A 17252-nucleotide genomic window follows, 5' to 3' on the forward strand; every position below is an offset into this window, starting at 1 on the left:
AAGACAGGGGTCACCTGCGATGAGTGAACTCAGCCACAAGGACTGGATCGGCAAGGCGTCCGCGATCCGTTTTCGTGACAAGGCGTTCATCGACGGCAAGACGGTCGCTGCGCGTTCGGGCCGGACCTTTGCCAGCGTCAATCCGGCAACCGGCGAGGTGCTGGCCGAAGTGGCGTCCTGCGGCGAGGAAGACATCGATCTGGCGGTTGCCGCCGCTAGGCGCAGCTTCAACGCCGGCGTCTGGTCGCGCACCAGCCCGGCGCACCGCAAGGAGGTGTTGCTGCGGCTGGCGCAGCTGCTGCGCGACAACCTGCATGAACTGGCCCTGCTTGAATCGCTGGACATGGGCAAACTGGTCAGGGATGCGGCCTCGGTCGACGTCCCCGGTTCGGCGGCGATCTTCCAATGGTATGGCGAGGCCATCGACAAGATCTATGGCGAGGTGGCGCCGACCGGCGAAGGCGATCTGGTGCTGGTGCGGCGCGAGCCGCTTGGCGTGGTCGGCGCGGTGGTGCCGTGGAACTTCCCGCTCGACATGGCAACCTGGAAATGCGCACCGGCGCTGGCGGCGGGCAATTCGGTGGTGCTGAAACCCGCCGAACAGTCACCTCTGTCGGCCCTGCTCCTGGCGGAGCTGGCGATGGAGGCGGGCCTGCCTGCCGGCGTGCTCAATGTCGTGCCCGGCCTTGGCGAAACCGCCGGCCAGGCGCTTGGCCGCCATATGGATGTGGATTGCCTCGCCTTCACCGGTTCGACCGCGGTGGGCAAGATGTTCCTGCAATATTCCGGGCAGTCGAACATGAAGCAGGTCTGGCTGGAGACCGGCGGCAAGAGCCCCAACCTCGTCTTTGCCGACTGCGGGGATCTCGACGCGGCGGCCGATATGGCGGCGTTCGGCATCTTCTTCAACCAGGGCGAGGTCTGTTCCGCCAATTCACGCCTGCTCGTCCAGCGCGGCATCAAGGATGCCCTGGTGGAGAAACTGGTGCAGCGTGCGGCGGCCACGCAGCCCGGCGATCCGCTCGATCCGATTTCGAAAATGGGCGCGATGGTCGATAGTCGCCACGCCGCCAATGTCATGCGCTTCGTCGAGGCCGGTAAAAAGACCGCGCGCCTGGTCGCGGGCGGCGACATGGTCACGGTCAATGGGCGCGGCAGCTTTGTCCAGCCCACCATTTTCGACGATGTCACGCCTGCCGATCCGATTGCCCGCGACGAGATCTTCGGGCCGGTGCTTTCGGTCATTGCCTTCGATGACGAGGCCGACGCGATCCGCATCGCTAATGACAGCCCCTACGGGCTCGCCGCATCGCTGTGGACCGACAGCCTGTCGCGCGCGCACCGCATCGCTGGGCGGCTGCAGGCCGGCACAGTTTCCGTCAACAAGGTCGACGCTCTGAGCCCGATGACGCCGTTCGGTGGTTTCAAGCAATCCGGCTTCGGCCGCGACCTGTCGCTGCATGCGCTCGACAAGTACACCGCGCTCAAAACGACATGGATCAAATATTGATGGGCGCCTAGAGCGCATCGCGATCGAACGGATTCAAGTGATGCGCTTTAGGCCTTTGCTCCATGCATGTCGTTTGCGCAAAACCGGGGCCACTTTTGCGCGACATGCATTAAGCTTGATCGAAGCCCTCAAACCGGCAACATAGCCAGCCATGCCGCTACGCTTCACGCTCAGACAGCTGGAATATTTCGTTGCCGTGGGCGAAGCCGGCTCCATCGCCAAGGCGGCCGAGCAGGTCAATGTGTCGCCGCCATCGATTTCGGCCTCGATCGCGCAGTTGGAAACCGAGTTCGGTGTCCAGCTTTTTGTCCGCAAGCATTCGCACGGCCTCTCGCTCACCGCCGGTGGCCGCATCTTCCTCAAGGAAGCCGCCCGGCTGCTCAACGATGCCGATGCCCTGCATGACGTCGCCGGCGATTTTGCCGAGAAGGTGCGCGGCCCGCTGGCGGTGGGATGCCTGCTGACCTTTGCGCAGATCGTGCTGCCGGCGCTGCGCATGCGGTTCGAGCGCGCTTATCCCGATGTGCGCGTGCGCCAGTTCGAGCGCAATCAGGGGCAATTGCTTGAGATGCTGCAGCGCGGTGAAATCGACCTTGCCCTGACCTACGATCTCGAACTGTCGCAGGATATGACCTTCGAGCCGCTGATGCTGGTGCCGGCCTATGTCATGCTGCCGGCGGGCCATCGTTTCGCGACCAAGGCGTCGATCACGACGGAGGAACTGGCCGACGAGCCGATGGTGCTGCTCGACCTGCCGTACAGCCGCGAATATTTCCTGTCGGCATTCCACCAGCGAGGGATCCGGCCCAATATTGCCGAGCGCACCGGCGACATTGCGGTCATGCGCTCCATGGTGGCCAACGGCTTCGGCTACGGCATCGCCAACATGCGGCCGCTCAACACGCTGGCGCCGGACGGCAAGCCGCTCGTCTTCGTGCCGTTGGACGGTGACCTGCGGCCGCTGACCATGGGCGTCGCCTTGCCCAATTCCGAACATCGTACGCAATCCGCCCAGGCGTTCATCGACCACTGCCGGCATTTTGTCGTCGAGCAAGGTGTGTTCGGCGCCGAGCGGGCCGTCGGCCAGGCAGCGCTTCCGCAGAAGTAGCGCCCGGTTACGCCAGTTGCTGGTCGGCAAGCCGCTTAAGCAATTTTTCCAGCATGTCGTCGCAGCGGCGCATCTGCTCGAGGCTGACGAATTCGTCCGGCTTGTGCCCTTGCGCCATCGACCCCGGTCCGCACACGACCGTCGGCGTGCCGAGATCGCGGCTGAACAGGCCGCCTTCCGTGCCGAAGGCCATCTTGATGGTATTGTTGGCGCCGGTCAGCGATTTGACGAAGGCGACGGCTTGCGAACTGGCTGGCGTGTCCAGGCCGGGATAGGTGTTGGTGATGTCGATGTCGATTGCTGCCTCGGGCGCGATAGTCGAGGCTTCGGAAGCAATATGAGCAGCCTCCTTGCGCAGGCGGTCGAGAATCTCGTGCGGGTCGTCGGCCGCGACATTGCGGATCTCGAAGTCGACCTGGCAAAGGTTCGGCACGATGTTCAGCGCCACGCCTGCGTTGATCTTGCCGACATGGACGGTCGTGTATGAGATGTCGTAGTCGCCGTCGCGGGCGCCATCGCGCATCAGCCGGTCCTGTTCGCGGCGCAAGGCGGCGACGAAGTCGCAGCCGAGATGGATGGCGTTGAGCGCCAGCGGGGCCAGCGCCGAATGGCCTTCGCGCCCCTTGCAAAGCGCGCGTGCGGCAAGCTTGCCCTTGTGCCCCGTCGCCACCTGCATATCGGTCGGCTCGCCGACAATGCATAGCAGCGGCCGATGCGGGGCCGCTTGCAGCATGTCGATCAGGCTGCGCACACCGATGCAGCCGATCTCCTCGTCGTAGGAGAGTGCCAGGTGCAGAGGCGTCTTCAGCGTCATTTTCGCGGCCTTGAGGCACGCGGCGAGCGCGCAGGCCACAAAACCCTTCATGTCGGCCGCGCCGCGTCCGTAAAGCTTGCCGTCACGGTTCGTCATCTCGAAGGGCGGCAGCGTCCAGGCCTGGCCGTCGACGGGAACGACGTCGGTGTGACCGGACAGCATGATGCCGGAAGCATCAGTCGGTCCGATGGTGGCAAAGAGGTTGGCCTTGTGGCCGTCCTCGCTGTGGATGATCTGGCTGGCAGTGCCGTGCGCGTCTAGCAGGTCCGCCACGTAGTTGACGAGGGCGAGGTTCGAGTCGCGGCTCACCGTCGGGAATGCGAGCAGCTTTTCAAGGATCTGGATGCTGTCCATGCGTCTTGTGTCTCATTGGCCGTCGGTACTTCTAGCATCGCGTGGCCAGGGCCTTGAAGTCGCATTTGGCTCAGTCGGGATTCAGCGGATGCTAATCCGGATGTGTGCGATTAGGCGCGGCCTAACCGGCACAGAAGAAATCTGTTGTTTTCCGGCGCTTGCCGCAACTTATGAATGGTCTCACGGCATCAACCCACTGGGCTGGCCGGCTTGCGTCACGCCTCGAAACCATGATCGGGCGTGCTGCAGGGCGACGCTGGCAGGAAGGCACGTTCCATGCGCGATCCGCGTTATGATATTCTGTTTGAGCCCGTGAAGATCGGTCCGGTGACCGCCAAGAACCGCTTCTATCAGGTGCCGCATTGCAATGGCGGCGGCTATCGCGACCCTTCGGCCGCGGCCGAGATGCGCCGCATCAAGTCGGAAGGCGGCTGGGGCGTCATCTTCACCGAGCAAACCGAGATGCACCACACATCGGAGATCACGCCCTTCATCGAGCTCAGGCTGTGGGACGATGCCGATATTCCGGCGCTGGCGAAGATGGCCAAGGCAATGCACCAGCATGGCGCGCTGGCCGGCATCCAGCTGGCCTACTCAGGCATCAACGGGCCGAACCTCTACACCAAGGAAGTGCCGCGCGGGCCGTCGGCCCTGCCGATCCGCACCTTCACCAACGATCCGGTGCAGGCGCGCGCCATGGACAAGCGGGATATTCGCGACCTGCGCCGCTGGCATCGCAATGCCTTCAAACGGGCGAGGCTCGCGGGCTTCGATTTGGTGTGCCTCTACGGCGCGCATGGCTTCGGCATCATCCAGCACTTCCTGTCCACGGCCACCAACCAGCGCAGCGACGAATATGGCGGCTCGCTGGAGAACCGCTCGCGGCTGATGCGTGAGCTGATCGAAGAGGGCAGGGACGCTATCGGCGACACGTGCGGCCTGACGCTGCGGCTGTCGCTGGACGAGATGATCGGTGAGCTCGGCTTTGCCAATTCCGAAGTGCGCGACATGATCGAGATGCATGCCGATCTGCCCGACCTCTGGGACCTGGCGCATGGCGCCTGGGAGGACTGCTCCGGGCCGTCGCGGTTCAAGGAGGAGGGCGCGCAGGAGAGCCTGGTGTCCGGCATCAAGAAACTGACCTCGAAGCCGGTCGTAGGCGTCGGTCGCTTCACCTCGCCGGATGTGATGGTGAAGATGATCAAGTCCGGCACGCTGGATTTCATCGGCTGCGCGCGCCCATCGATTGCCGATCCCTTCCTGCCGAAGAAGGTGGAGGAGGGGCGCATCGAGGACATTCGCGAATGCATCGGCTGCAACATCTGCATCACCGGCGACATGACCATGTCGATCTCGCGCTGCACGCAGAACCCAACCTTCATGGAGGAATGGCGCAAGGGCTGGCATCCCGAACGCATGCAGGCCAAGGGCGATAGCGACAGCGTGCTGATCGTCGGCGCCGGCCCGGCCGGGCTGGAGGCGGCGCGGGCGCTCGGCCTGCGCGGCTATCAGGTGGCCATCGCCGAAGCCGGCACCGAACTCGGCGGCCGCGTGGCGCGCGAATGCCGCTTGCCTGGTCTCTCGGCATGGGGACGCGTGCGCGACTACCGCCAGTACCAGATCAGCCAGATGTCCAATGTCGACGTCTATTTCGAAAGCCGATTGTCGGCGCAGGAGATACTGGACTTCGGCTTTCAGAACATTGCGCTTGCCACCGGCTCGACATGGCGCCGAGACGGCGTGGCGCGCGCGCATGTCGTGTCGATGCCGATCGACCCGGCCATGCCGGTCTACACGCCGGACGATCTGATGGCCGGCACTGTGCCGACCGGCAGTGTCGTGCTGTTCGACGACGACCACTACTACATGGGTGGCGTTCTGGCCGAGCTGATGGCGCGCCAGGGCGCGAAGGTGACGCTGGTGACGCCGTCGGCCTATGTATCCGACTGGACCCGCAACACGCTGGAGCAGGGCGCCGTCCATCGCCGGCTGGCCGAACTCGGCGTCGAGATCGTGCTGAACCGGACTGTGACGCGCATCGTGCCGGGCGGTGTTGCCACGGCGTGCGCCTATACGGGCAGCCAATTTGACATCGCCGCGGACGCCGTGGTGCTGGTCACGTCACGCCACCAGGACGATAGTGTCTGGCAGGAATTGAAGGCGCGGCGGGACGAATGGGCCGACAGCGGAATCCGCTCGATCAAAATCATCGGCGACGCCGAGGCGCCGGGTCCGATCGCCTGGGCAACCTATGCCGGCCACCGCTTCGCGCGCGAGCTGGATGAAGCCGACATCGGCGACGCACTGCCCTTCCGCCGCGAGGTCACGGCGTTGGCCGCGGAATAGGGCGCCTGCGGTGCGGTCAGCGAATATCGGATTGTTCAACCATACCGCATTGCACAATTGCTTCGCTTGGTCACAATGCAGGCATGGTTCGAACCGCACTCGCCGTCCTGGTGATCGATGAAAACCGCATCCGCGCCGCGATCATCGAGGCGGGGTTGCGCGAGGCCGGCCATGAGCGGGTCACTGTCATCCATGATGTGACCGGCATTGCGCGGCGGATCGCCGAGATCGAGCCCGACGTCATCGTCATCGATCTCGAAAACCCGAATCGCGACATGCTGGAAAACATGTTCCAGCTGTCGCGTGCCGTAAAACGGCCGATCGCCATGTTCGTCGACCGCTCCGACCAGGCCTCGATCGAGGCGGCGGTCGATGCCGGCGTTTCGGCCTATGTCGTCGACGGTCTGCGGCAAGAGCGCGTCAAGCCGATCCTCCACATGGCGGTCAGCCGCTTCAACGCTTTTTCGCGCATGGCGCGCGAACTGGAAGAGGTTCGCGGCGAGCTCGAGAGCCGCAAGGTGATCGACCGCGCCAAGGGCATCCTGATGAAATCGCGCGGCCTCTCCGAAGAGGCCGCCTACACGCTGCTGCGCAAGACGGCGATGAACCAGAACCGCAAGATCGGCGACATCGCCCAAAGCCTGGTGACTGCCGCGGGGCTGCTGGGACCGGCGGAGGACGAATGAGCATGACTGCCAAGCACCAGATCACCGCCGGCTTCATGCCGCTTTTCGACAGCGCCGTGCTGGTCGCGGCGGGCGAACTTGGCTTCGCCGCGCAAGAAGGCATCGATCTGAAGCTGCACCGCGAGACATCCTGGGCCAACATCCGCGACCGCATCGCCATCGGCCACTTCCATCTCGCGCATATGCTGGGACCGATGCCGCTCGCCTGCAATCTCGGGCTGACGCCGCTGGCCTCGGAAACCATCGTGCCGTTCTCGCTCGGCCTCGGCGGCAATTGCGTCACCATCTCCAATGCCGTTTGGGCCGGTATGGCGGCACACGGCGCCGAGGCCGACCTAGACCCGGCGCGCGCCGGTGCCGCACTTGGCGCGCTCATTCGCGAGCGCGCTGCGGCCGGTGGCGATCCGCTGCGCTTTGCCGTGGTGCATCCGCATTCCGGGCACAATTACGAATTGCGCTATTGGCTCGCCGCCTGCGGCATCGATCCGAGCCAAGAGATTGAGATCGTCATCGTACCGCCGCCCTTCATGGCCGATGCGCTGGCCGCCGGCCGTATCGACGGCTACTGCGTCGGCGAACCCTGGAACAGCGCTGCGGTGGCCGCCGGCACCGGCCACATCGTCACCGTCAAGGCGCGGATATGGCGCAACAGCCCGGAGAAGGTGATCGGCGTGCGCAAGGCTTGGGCAGACGAAAACCCCGAGGCCTTGGCGGCGCTGCTGCGCGCGCTGCATCACTCGGCGCGCTGGTGCCAGGATCCGGCCAACCATGGCGAACTGGCCGGGGTGATGGCGCAGGCCGGCTTCCTCGGCCTGCCGCCGACCGTGCAGATGCCGATCCTGACCGGCCATCTCCAACTGGGCGGCGGTTCGGAGCGGACCATCGACGACTTCTTCCTCCCCTTCGATAAGGCGGCGAACTTTCCGTGGAAGAGCCATGCGCTGTGGTTCTACACGCAGATGGTGCGCTGGGGGCACGTGGCGCACACGCCTGAAAGCCTTGCCATCGCCCGCGACTGCTACCGTCCCGACCTCTACCGTTCGGCGCTGAAGCCGCTCGGCGTCGCGCTTCCCGGCGCCAATTCGAAAGTCGAGGGTGCGCTCCAAATTGCCACCGCGGTCGGCGCGACAGGCGCCGGCCTTGTGCTCGGTCCGGACGGTTTCTTCGACGGTCAGATCTTCGATCCTGACGAGATCGATGCGTACATTACCGGCCAGAAATCTGCCGAGATTCAGGCCTGATCATTTCCGCGCCATCCTTGTGCATTGCACAAAAATTGTGCGCGCGATTGCCCTAATGAACAATCTTTGGCCTGCCGGCCATAGGGTTCGATGCGCCGGCGATCAGCGCGGGCTGCTGATTTCATTGGCCTTTTTCACCTCTCTCAAAACTGGCACGGTTCCTGCTTTGAAATAGACAGGCCCTTCGCGGGTCACGGAACGGGCGTCCAATGGCGGGCGCCACAGGCAAAGCTGCCGCTCAGGTTAAAGCGCGCTCCCGGTCACCCGGACGCGAAGACCTGGCTGGCGGCTTTTTTGTTTTGATCAACACGCAATCGACGACGCGGATCCCAAGCCGCGCCCAACCGGAGACGACGATGACGAAACGGATCAGGACTGGAACGACCCTCAAAGACATGACGCGCCGCGATTTTCTGGTCAGCAGCGCGATGACGGCCGGCCTGTTCGTGGCGGCCCGCAAGCTCTTCCCTTCCGGCGCCTATGCCGCGACCGCCACTCCGGAGGTCACCGGCGCCAAGCTCGGCTTCATTGCCCTCACCGATGCGGCCCCGCTGATGATCGCCAAGGAGAAGGGGCTGTTCGCCAAGTTCGGCATGCCCGATGTCGAGGTGCTCAAGCAGGCCTCCTGGGGTGCGACACGCGACAATCTGATGCTCGGCGGCGCGGCCAACGGCATCGACGGCGCTCATATCCTGACACCGCTGCCTTACCTCATGCACACCGGCAAGGTGACGCAGAACAACCAGCCGATGCCGATGGCGATCGTGGCTCGGCTCAACTACGACTGCCAGGGCATTTCGGTCGCCCAGGAATATGCCGGCACCGGTGTCGGCCTCGACGCCTCGAAGCTGAAAGACGCCTTCGCTGCCAAGAAGGCGACCGGCAAGGAAATCAAGGCCGCCATGACCTTCCCGGGCGGTACGCATGATCTGTGGCTGCGCTATTGGCTGGCCGCCGGCGGCATCGATCCCGACAAGGACGTCTCGACCATTGTCGTGCCGCCGCCGCAGATGGTGGCCAACATGAAGGTCGGCAATATGGACGTGTTCTGCGTCGGCGAGCCGTGGAACGAGCAACTCGTCCATCAGGGCATCGGCTTCACCGCCGCCACGACAGGCGAATTGTGGAAGGGCCATCCCGAAAAGGCGCTCGGCCTGCGCGCCGAATTCATCGAGAAATATCCGAAGGCCACCAAGGCGATCCTGATGGCCGTCATGGAAGCCCAGCAATGGTGCGAGGCCACCGAGAACAAGGACGAGATGGCCGCCATCATCGGCAAGCGGCAATGGATGAACGTGCCCGTCGCCGACATCATCGGCCGTCTCAAGGGCGACATCAACTATGGCAATGGCCGCGTCGCCAACGGCACCGATCTCTCCATGAAGTTCTGGAAGGGCGGCGTCTCCTATCCGTTCAAGAGCCATGATGCGTGGTTCCTTGCCGAGAATATCCGCTGGGGCAAGTTCGCGCCGACCACCGACATCAACGCGCTGGTCGACCAGGTCAACCGCGAGGATCTGTGGCGCGAGGCGGCCAAGGACCTCGGCGTCGCGGCAGCCGACGTTCCGGCGTCGTCGTCGCGCGGCGTCGAGACCTTCTTCGACGGCAAGATTTTCGATCCGGCCAACCCGTCCGCCTATCTCGACAGCCTGAAGATCAAGGCATCGGCGTAGCCTGATCGCAAGCGGTGCATGCGCCGCTTGCGATCACTACCTGCCCCCAAGGAGTTTTCCCCAGACATGTCGATCCAGACTATCGAGGACACCAAGGTGAAGGCCTTTCCCGCCAAGCCGGCGGAGGTCATCGCCTTCACTGCCAAGGCACGGCGCCGCTTCGAGCCGCTCGCCATCGCCGGCAAACTGGCGAGCGCGCTGGTGCCGCCCATCATCGTCATCGCGCTGATGCTGGTCGTCTGGCAGATCGCCTGTTCGTCGCCGACATCGAGCCTGCCGCCGCCGACCCAGGTGTGGAAAGAGGCCTACGACCTGATAGCGCATCCGTTCTTCGACAATGGCCCGCAGGATATAGGTCTGGCCTGGCGCGTGCTGATCTCGCTGCAGCGCGTCGCCGTCGGCTTCGGCCTGGCGGCGGTCGTCGGCGTCGCGCTCGGTGCGCTGGTCGGCCAGTCGATCTGGGCGATGCGCGGCCTCGACCCGGTGTTCCAGATCCTGCGCACGGTGCCGCCGCTGGCCTGGCTGCCGCTGTCGCTGGCGGCGTTCCGTGATTCCAGCCCGTCGGCGATCTTCGTCATCTTCATCACCTCGATCTGGCCAATCATCATCAACACCGCGGTCGGCGTGCGCAACATTCCCGAGGACTACCGCAACGTCTCGCGCATCCTGCGGCTCAACCAGTTCGAATTCTGCGTCAAGATCATGGTGCCGGCCGCCGCGCCTTACATCTTCACCGGCTTGAGGATCGGCATCGGCCTGTCCTGGCTCGCCATCGTCGCCGCCGAAATGCTGACTGGCGGCGTCGGCATCGGCTTCTTCATCTGGGATGCGTGGAACTCGTCGCGGCTGCCCGACATCATCGTCGCGCTCGCCTATATCGGCGTCACCGGCTTCTGCCTCGACCGGCTGGTCGCGGCGGTCGGCGCCTTCGTCACCCGCGGCACAACGGCAAAGTGAGGAGAGGGGCGATGACGGCCTATCTGAAGCTCGACCATATCGACAAATCCTTCACGCGTGGTGCCCAGGTCAGCGAGGTGTTGAAGGACATCAGGCTGACCATCGACAAGGGCGAATTCGTCTCCATCATCGGCCATTCCGGCTGCGGCAAGTCGACCCTGCTCAATCTGATCGCCGGGCTGACCAAGGTGTCGGCCGGCGCCGTGCTGCTCGAGGACAAGGAGGTCGACAGCCCTGGACCGGAACGCGCCGTGGTGTTCCAGAACCACTCGCTGCTGCCGTGGCTGACCGTCTACGAAAACATCAACCTGGCGGTGTCGAAGGTCTTCGGCCGTTCGAAGAGCAAAGTCGAGCGGCATGACTGGATCATGCGCAATCTCGACCTCGTGCAGATGGCGCATGCCAAGGACAAGCGCCCGGCGGAAATCTCCGGGGGCATGAAGCAGCGCGTCGGCATCGCCCGGGCGCTGGCGATGGAGCCGAAGATCCTGCTGCTCGACGAGCCGTTCGGCGCGCTCGATGCGCTGACGCGGGCCCATCTGCAGGACGCGGTGATGGACATCCATTCCAGGCTCGGCTCAACGACGATCATGATCACCCATGACGTCGACGAGGCGGTGCTGCTCTCCGACCGCATCGTCATGATGACCAATGGCCCGGCGGCGACCATCGGCGAAGTGCTTGCCGTGCCGCTGGCGCGGCCGCGCCGGCGCGTCGAACTCTCTTCCGACCGGACCTTCCTGCGCTGCCGCGAGGCGGTTCTGAAGTTCCTCTACGAACGCCACCGCTTCGTCGAAGCCGCGGAGTAGCACCATGAGCGAAAGACTTGTCATCATCGGCAATGGCATGGCCCCCGGGCGCATGCTGGAGCATCTGCTGGAACAGGCTCCGGGCCGCTACACCGTCACCATCTTCAACGCCGAGCCGCGCGTCAATTACGACCGCATCATGCTGTCGCCGGTGCTGTCGGGCGAGAAGGCCTATGAGGAGATCATCATCCATGGCGACGGCTGGTACATCGCCAACAACATCACCCTCTACAAGGGCCACAAGATCGTTGCCATCGACCGGACGGCGAAGACCGTCACCTCCGATCATGGCGTCACCGAACCCTACGACAAGCTCGTCATCGCCACCGGCTCGGTACCGTTCATCATTCCGGTGCCGGGCCATGACCTGCCGGGGGTGCTGACCTATCGCGATCTCGATGACGTGCAGGCGATGATGCTCGCTGCCCAGTCGCGGGCGAAGGCGGTGGTCATCGGCGGCGGCCTGCTGGGTCTGGAAGCGGCGGCGGGCCTCAACGCGCAAGGCATGGACGTCACCGTGCTGCATGTCATGCCGACCTTGATGGAGCGCCAGCTCGATCCGGCCGCCGGCTATCTCTTGCAGCGCGCGGTGGAGCAGCGCGGCATCAAGGTCATCACCAGGGCCAACACCCAGGCGATCACAGGCAACGGCAAGGTCGGGCAGGTGGAACTTGCCGACGGTACCGTCATCCCTGCGACGCTGGTGGTGATGGCTGTCGGCATCCGGCCGAATTCGGCGCTGGCCAAACAGGCCGGCATCGCCGTTAACAGGGGCATCGTCGTCGATGCCGGCATGCGCAGCAACGATCCCGACATCTACGCGCTCGGCGAATGTGCCGAGGTCAACGGCCAGGTCTATGGCCTCGTCGCGCCGCTCTACGAGATGGCGCGCGTTGCAGCCAGCCAGCTTGCCGGCGACGAGGCTGCTGCCTTCGTCCATATGGACACGCCGACCAAGCTCAAGGTCACCGGCATCGAACTGTTCTCGCTCGGAGACTTCGCCGATGGTGACGACCGCCAGGAGATCGTGCTGCGCGATGCTTCGGCCGGCGTCTACAAGCGGCTGGTGCTGAAGGACGACCGCATCATCGGCACCGTGCTCTATGGCGAGACGGCCGACGGCGCCTGGTTCAACGATCTCAAGAAAAAGCAGACCGACATATCCGAGATGCGCGATACGCTCATCTTCGGCCAGTCCTACCAGGGGGGTGCCCCGCTGGACCCTATGGCGGCCGTTGCAGCCTTGCCGGATGATGCGGAGATCTGCGGCTGCAACGGCGTTTGCAAGGGGAAGATCGCCGGCGCGATCACGGCCAAGGGCCTGACCTCGCTCGACGACGTGCGCGCCCACACCAAGGCGTCGGCCTCCTGCGGCTCCTGCACCGGGCTGGTCGAGAAGCTGATGGTGCTGACCATCGGCGACAAATACAATCCAGCGGCGGTGCAGCCGATGTGCGGCTGCACGACGCTCGGCCATGACGACGTCCGCCGGCTGATCATCGCCAAGCGCCTGAAGACCATTCCCGCCGTCATGCAGGAACTGGAATGGACGACCTCCTGCGGCTGCGCCAAATGCCGGCCGGCGCTCAATTACTATCTCGTCTGCGATTGGCCGAACGACTACGCCGACGACTACCAGTCGCGCTTCATCAACGAGCGCGTCCACGCCAACATCCAGAAGGATGGCACCTATTCGGTGGTGCCGCGCATGTGGGGCGGGGTGACCAATGCCGCTGAACTGCGCGCCATCGCCGACGTTGTCGACAAGTTTGAAATCCCGATGGTCAAGGTCACCGGCGGCCAGCGCATCGACATGCTCGGCATCCGCAAGGAAGACCTGCCGGCGGTGTGGGCCGATCTCGGCCAGGCCGGCTTCGTCTCCGGCCACGCCTATGCCAAGGGGTTGCGCACGGTGAAGACCTGCGTCGGCTCGGACTGGTGCCGCTTCGGCACGCAGGATTCGACGGGCCTCGGCATCCGCATCGAAAAATTCATGTGGGGCTCGTGGACGCCGGCCAAGGTCAAGATGGCGGTGTCGGGTTGCCCCAGGAATTGCGCCGAGGCGACCTGCAAGGATGTCGGCGTCATCTGCGTCGACTCCGGCTACGAGATCCATTTTGCCGGCGCGGCCGGCCTCGACATCAAGGGCACCGAAGTACTCGGCCTGGTCAGAACCGAGGACGAGGCGCTGGAGCATATCGTGGCGCTGACGCAGATGTACCGCGAGCAGGGCCGCTACCTCGAGCGCATCTACAAATGGGCCAAGCGCATCGGCATCCCCGAGATCAAGCGCCAGATCATGGACGATGGCGACAAGCGCAAGGCCTATTACGAGCGCTTCGTCTTCAGCCAGAAATTCGCCCAGGTCGACCCGTGGTCCGAACGCGTTTCCGGCAAGGACAAGCACGAATTCCGGCCAATGGCCTCGGTCGGTTTTGCGCAGGCGGCGGAGTGAGCGTGATGAACTGGATATCGATAGGCTCTCTCTCCGACATCCCTCGCCGCGGCGCGCGCTGCGTCGCCACGCCGGAAGGAAAAATCGCGGTCTTCCGCACCCAGGACGATCAGGTCTACGCCATCGACGATCGTTGCCCGCACAGAGGCGGACCGCTCAGCCAGGGCATCGTGCACGGCACGGCGGTGACCTGTCCCTTGCACAATTGGGTGATTTCGCTGGAAACGGGCAAGGCGCTCGGCGCCGACGAGGGCGCGGTGCGCACCATTCCGGTGCGGATCGAAGGCGAGCATCTGTTCATTGCGCTGGAAGCGCTGGCCAGCCGCGCGGCCTGACCCCATGGAGATCGATGAAGCGCGCGAGGTGAGGACCACCTGCCCCTATTGCGGGGTGGGCTGCGGCGTGCTGGCGAAGGTCGCCGCGGACGGGCAAGTGTCCGTGCGCGGCGACCCCGACCACCCGGCCAATTTCGGCCGGCTCTGCTCCAAGGGCTCGGCACTGGCCGAGACCATCGATCTCGACGGCAGGCTGCTTCATCCGGAGATCCACGGCCGCCGCGCCGGCTGGGACGAGGCGCTCGACCTCGTCGCCTCAACCTTCTCGCAAACCATCGCCGAGCACGGGCCCGATGCGGTCGCCTTCTATGTCTCCGGCCAGTTGCTGACCGAGGACTACTACGTCGCCAACAAGCTGATGAAGGGCTTTGTCGGCTCCGCCAACATCGACACCAATTCGCGCCTGTGCATGGCCTCTTCGGTCGCCGGCCACCGCCGCGCTTTCGGCTCCGACACCGTGCCCGGAACCTATGATGATCTGGAGCTTGCCGACCTGATCGTGCTGGTCGGCTCCAATCTCGCCTGGTGCCATCCGGTGCTCTACCAGCGCATCGCCGCGGCCCGGGAAAAGCGGCCGGAGATGAAGATCGTGCTGGTCGACCCGCGTCGCACCATGACCGCTGACATTGCCGATATGCATCTGGCGATCGCGCCCGATGGCGACGTCGCTTTGTTCACTGGCCTGCTCGCCTATCTCGGCCAGCACAATGCGCTCGACCGCACCTATATCACGACGCACACGACGGGCTTCGGGCAAGCGCTTTTCGCCGCCTCGGCGCTGGACCTGGCCGGCCTCGCCGTTGCCACGGGCCTGAGCGAGGACGAGCTTGGCCGGTTCTACAGCCTGTTCGCGGCGACCTCCAAGACGGTAACCGTCTACAGCCAGGGGGTGAACCAGTCGTCTTCGGGCACCGACAAGGTCAACGCCATCATCAACTGTCATCTCGCCACCGGCCGCATCGGCAAGCCAGGGGCAGGGCCGTTTTCGGTGACCGGCCAGCCCAACGCCATGGGCGGGCGCGAGGTCGGCGGCATGGCCAACATGCTGGCCGCCCATATGGAGATCGAAAACCCCGATCATCGCGACCGCGTGCAGCGCTTCTGGAACGCGCCGGCCGTTGCCGGAAAGCCCGGCCTGAAGGCAGTCGAGATGTTCAAGGCGGTTGCCGACGGGCACATCAAAGCGCTGTGGATCATGGCCACCAACCCGGTCGATTCGATGCCGGACGCCCATGCCGTCGAAGCGGCGATCAAGGCGTGCCCGTTCGTGGTGGTGTCGGACGTGCTGGCCCGGACCGATACCGTCCGCCACGCCCCTGTCCGGCTGCCCGCCGCCGCATGGGGCGAGAAGGATGGCACCGTCACCAATTCCGAACGCCGTGTGTCGCGCCAGCGCGCGTTTTTGCGCGTGCCCGGAGATGCGCTGCCTGACTGGCGGATTATTGCCGAGGTGGGCAAACGGATGGGGTTTGGTGAGGCGTTTTCCTACGCGTCGCCGGCGGAGGTGTTTGCCGAGCATGCCGCGCTGTCCGGGTTCGAGAATGATGGTGCGCGGGATTTCGACATCGGGGCTTATGCCGAGGTTGATGCGGAGGGATATGAGGCGCTTGAGCCGTTCCAATGGCCAGCGCCGAGCCAAGGCGCCCCCCTCTGGCCTGCCGGCCATCTCCCCCTCAAGGGGGGAGATCGGCTGTCATGGCCGTCCTCGCCAATTCACAACGTCGCAAAGCGAAAGCAGTCGGCGAAGCTGCCAATCTCCCCCCTTGAGGGGGAGATGGCCGGCAGGCCAGAGGGGGGCGCTCAAGCTGGAGGTTGGCCAGAAGGGGTCGGCACGACTGGGCTCCAGGTTCGCTTCTTCGCCAACGGCAACTTCTTCACACCCGACCGCAAGGCGCGCTTCATCGCCATCCGTCCCACCACGGAAATCCGCACCAGCCCCGATTATCCGCTGATCCTCAACACCGGCCGGATCCGCGACCATTGGCACACCATGACGCGGACGGGGAAAAGCCCGCGTTTGTCGCAGCATATCGCCGAGCCCTTCGTCGAGATCCACCCGGCGGATGCGCAGCGCTTCGGCATCGGTGACGCCGACATAGCGCGCGTTTCCAGCCCGCGCGGTGATGTGCTGGTGCGCGCGCTGGTGACGGCGCGCCAGCGCCAGGGCAGCCTGTTTGCGCCGATGCACTGGACCGATCAGTTCTCGGCAAAGGGCCGGCTCGACACGCTGACCGCGCCGCTGACCGATCCCATTTCCGGTCAGCCGGCGCTGAAACATGTCGCCGCCCGTATCGAGAAATTCGCGGCCAAGGCCTTCGGCTTCGCGGTGACGCGGCGCAGGCCTGAGCCCGATACCGCGGCCTACTGGGCCGTGGCCAAATGCAAGGGCGGCTGGCGGGTCGAACTTGCCTTTGCCGAAGACGACATCGACTGGGCCGGCTTTGCCGGATCACTGTTCGGCGCGCCAGTGGGCGCCGAAATCCTCGCCTATCATGACCGCGACGCCGGCCAGCATCGCATCGCCGCCTTCGACGGCGACCAACTGTCCGGGGCCTTGTTCGTCGCGCCCGGCCCGGTCGCCGTGTCGCGCGGCTGGGCGGCGGAACAGTTGAGTGTCGATCATGTCGACCGGCGCGACAGGCTGGCGATCGTGGCCGGGCGGCCGGGCGGGGTCGACGTCGATCGCGGCGCCATCGTCTGCTCCTGTTTCGGCGTCGGCGCCAACCAGATCGCGGAAGCGGTACGCCGCGGCTGCGGCAGTGTCGCGGCAATCGGCACGGCCCTGCATGCCGGCACGAATTGCGGCTCCTGCCGTGCCGAGATCAGGGTCATCATCGACGCACAGAGCCTCCAGGCGGCCGAGTGATTGTCATGACCAAAGGGGCCTGCGCGACGGTGCTGGTTGGGCTATGGTGGCTCAGGCGTGCTACGTCGCGCACGAATCATCCTCAGTCAGGGTCATCC

The 17252-nt window shown here is 64.8% G+C and carries 12 protein-coding genes; 11 read left to right on the forward strand and 1 reads right to left on the reverse strand.

The window, feature by feature from the left end:
* Positions 1-19: 19 nt before the first annotated feature.
* Positions 20-1510, forward strand: coding sequence for an aldehyde dehydrogenase (locus tag LB559_RS21930; RefSeq protein WP_224674954.1), 1491 nt, complete (start codon positions 20-22; stop codon positions 1508-1510).
* 151 nt (positions 1511-1661) lie between these two features.
* Positions 1662-2618 carry a LysR family transcriptional regulator gene (locus LB559_RS21935; RefSeq protein ID WP_013530452.1) on the forward strand — a complete coding sequence of 319 codons (957 nt, stop codon included), beginning with the start codon at positions 1662-1664 and terminating at the stop codon, positions 2616-2618.
* 7 nt (positions 2619-2625) lie between these two features.
* Here the strand turns inward: LB559_RS21935 and argE are convergent, their stop codons facing one another.
* Positions 2626-3786 carry an acetylornithine deacetylase gene (gene argE / locus LB559_RS21940; protein WP_224674955.1) on the reverse strand — a complete coding sequence of 387 codons (1161 nt, stop codon included), beginning with the start codon at positions 3784-3786 and terminating at the stop codon, positions 2626-2628.
* 276 nt (positions 3787-4062) lie between these two features.
* On the opposite strand from argE, the gene LB559_RS21945 reads away from it, so the two are divergent.
* From LB559_RS21945 to LB559_RS21985, 9 genes are all read left to right on the forward strand, one after another.
* A complete protein-coding gene (locus LB559_RS21945; protein ID WP_224674956.1) occupies positions 4063-6132 on the forward strand; it encodes an NAD(P)-binding protein in 2070 nt (689 codons plus the stop codon).
* Positions 6133-6215: 83 nt separating this feature from the next.
* Positions 6216-6818 (forward strand): ANTAR domain-containing response regulator, encoded by a 603-nt coding sequence (locus LB559_RS21950; protein WP_224674957.1) that lies wholly within the window; start codon positions 6216-6218, stop codon positions 6816-6818.
* A 2-nt stretch (positions 6819-6820) separates the two neighbouring features.
* A complete protein-coding gene (locus tag LB559_RS21955) occupies positions 6821-8059 on the forward strand; it encodes a CmpA/NrtA family ABC transporter substrate-binding protein (protein WP_224675029.1) in 1239 nt (412 codons plus the stop codon).
* Between the two features lie 356 nt (positions 8060-8415).
* Complete coding sequence (locus LB559_RS21960) at positions 8416-9732, forward strand: CmpA/NrtA family ABC transporter substrate-binding protein (protein WP_224674958.1); 1317 nt, start codon at positions 8416-8418, stop codon at positions 9730-9732.
* Positions 9733-9798: 66 nt separating this feature from the next.
* Positions 9799-10689, forward strand: coding sequence for a nitrate ABC transporter permease (gene ntrB, locus LB559_RS21965; RefSeq protein ID WP_224674959.1), 891 nt, complete (start codon positions 9799-9801; stop codon positions 10687-10689).
* An 11-nt stretch (positions 10690-10700) separates the two neighbouring features.
* Positions 10701-11498 carry an ABC transporter ATP-binding protein gene (locus tag LB559_RS21970; RefSeq protein WP_013530459.1) on the forward strand — a complete coding sequence of 266 codons (798 nt, stop codon included), beginning with the start codon at positions 10701-10703 and terminating at the stop codon, positions 11496-11498.
* Between the two features lie 4 nt (positions 11499-11502).
* On the forward strand, positions 11503-13953 hold the full coding sequence (gene nirB / locus LB559_RS21975) for a nitrite reductase large subunit NirB (protein ID WP_224674960.1): 2451 nt from the start codon (positions 11503-11505) through the stop codon (positions 13951-13953).
* Between the two features lie 5 nt (positions 13954-13958).
* Positions 13959-14288, forward strand: a complete 330-nt coding sequence (nirD, locus tag LB559_RS21980) for a nitrite reductase small subunit NirD (RefSeq protein WP_224674961.1) — start codon at positions 13959-13961, stop codon at positions 14286-14288.
* Positions 14289-14292: 4 nt separating this feature from the next.
* Positions 14293-17154, forward strand: coding sequence for a nitrate reductase (locus tag LB559_RS21985; protein ID WP_224674962.1), 2862 nt, complete (start codon positions 14293-14295; stop codon positions 17152-17154).
* Positions 17155-17252 lie beyond the last annotated feature (98 nt).

It is taken from the genome of Mesorhizobium sp. BR1-1-3, from assembly GCF_020165455.1.
Classification (GTDB): Bacteria; Pseudomonadota; Alphaproteobacteria; order Rhizobiales; family Rhizobiaceae; genus Mesorhizobium; species Mesorhizobium ciceri.

What these genes read in the sequence shown, in the direction of transcription:
- LB559_RS21930 (WP_224674954.1), top strand. Translation starts at nt 20, where the DNA reads ATGAGTGAACTCAGCCACAAGGACTGGATCGGCAAGGCGTCCGCGATC.
- LB559_RS21935 (WP_013530452.1), top strand. Translation starts at nt 1,662, where the DNA reads ATGCCGCTACGCTTCACGCTCAGACAGCTGGAATATTTCGTTGCCGTG.
- argE (WP_224674955.1), bottom strand. Translation starts at nt 3,786, where the DNA reads ATGGACAGCATCCAGATCCTTGAAAAGCTGCTCGCATTCCCGACGGTG.
- LB559_RS21945 (WP_224674956.1), top strand. Translation starts at nt 4,063, where the DNA reads ATGCGCGATCCGCGTTATGATATTCTGTTTGAGCCCGTGAAGATCGGT.
- LB559_RS21950 (WP_224674957.1), top strand. Translation starts at nt 6,216, where the DNA reads ATGGTTCGAACCGCACTCGCCGTCCTGGTGATCGATGAAAACCGCATC.
- LB559_RS21955 (WP_224675029.1), top strand. Translation starts at nt 6,821, where the DNA reads ATGACTGCCAAGCACCAGATCACCGCCGGCTTCATGCCGCTTTTCGAC.
- LB559_RS21960 (WP_224674958.1), top strand. Translation starts at nt 8,416, where the DNA reads ATGACGAAACGGATCAGGACTGGAACGACCCTCAAAGACATGACGCGC.
- ntrB (WP_224674959.1), top strand. Translation starts at nt 9,799, where the DNA reads ATGTCGATCCAGACTATCGAGGACACCAAGGTGAAGGCCTTTCCCGCC.
- LB559_RS21970 (WP_013530459.1), top strand. Translation starts at nt 10,701, where the DNA reads ATGACGGCCTATCTGAAGCTCGACCATATCGACAAATCCTTCACGCGT.
- nirB (WP_224674960.1), top strand. Translation starts at nt 11,503, where the DNA reads ATGAGCGAAAGACTTGTCATCATCGGCAATGGCATGGCCCCCGGGCGC.
- nirD (WP_224674961.1), top strand. Translation starts at nt 13,959, where the DNA reads ATGAACTGGATATCGATAGGCTCTCTCTCCGACATCCCTCGCCGCGGC.
- LB559_RS21985 (WP_224674962.1), top strand. Translation starts at nt 14,293, where the DNA reads ATGGAGATCGATGAAGCGCGCGAGGTGAGGACCACCTGCCCCTATTGC.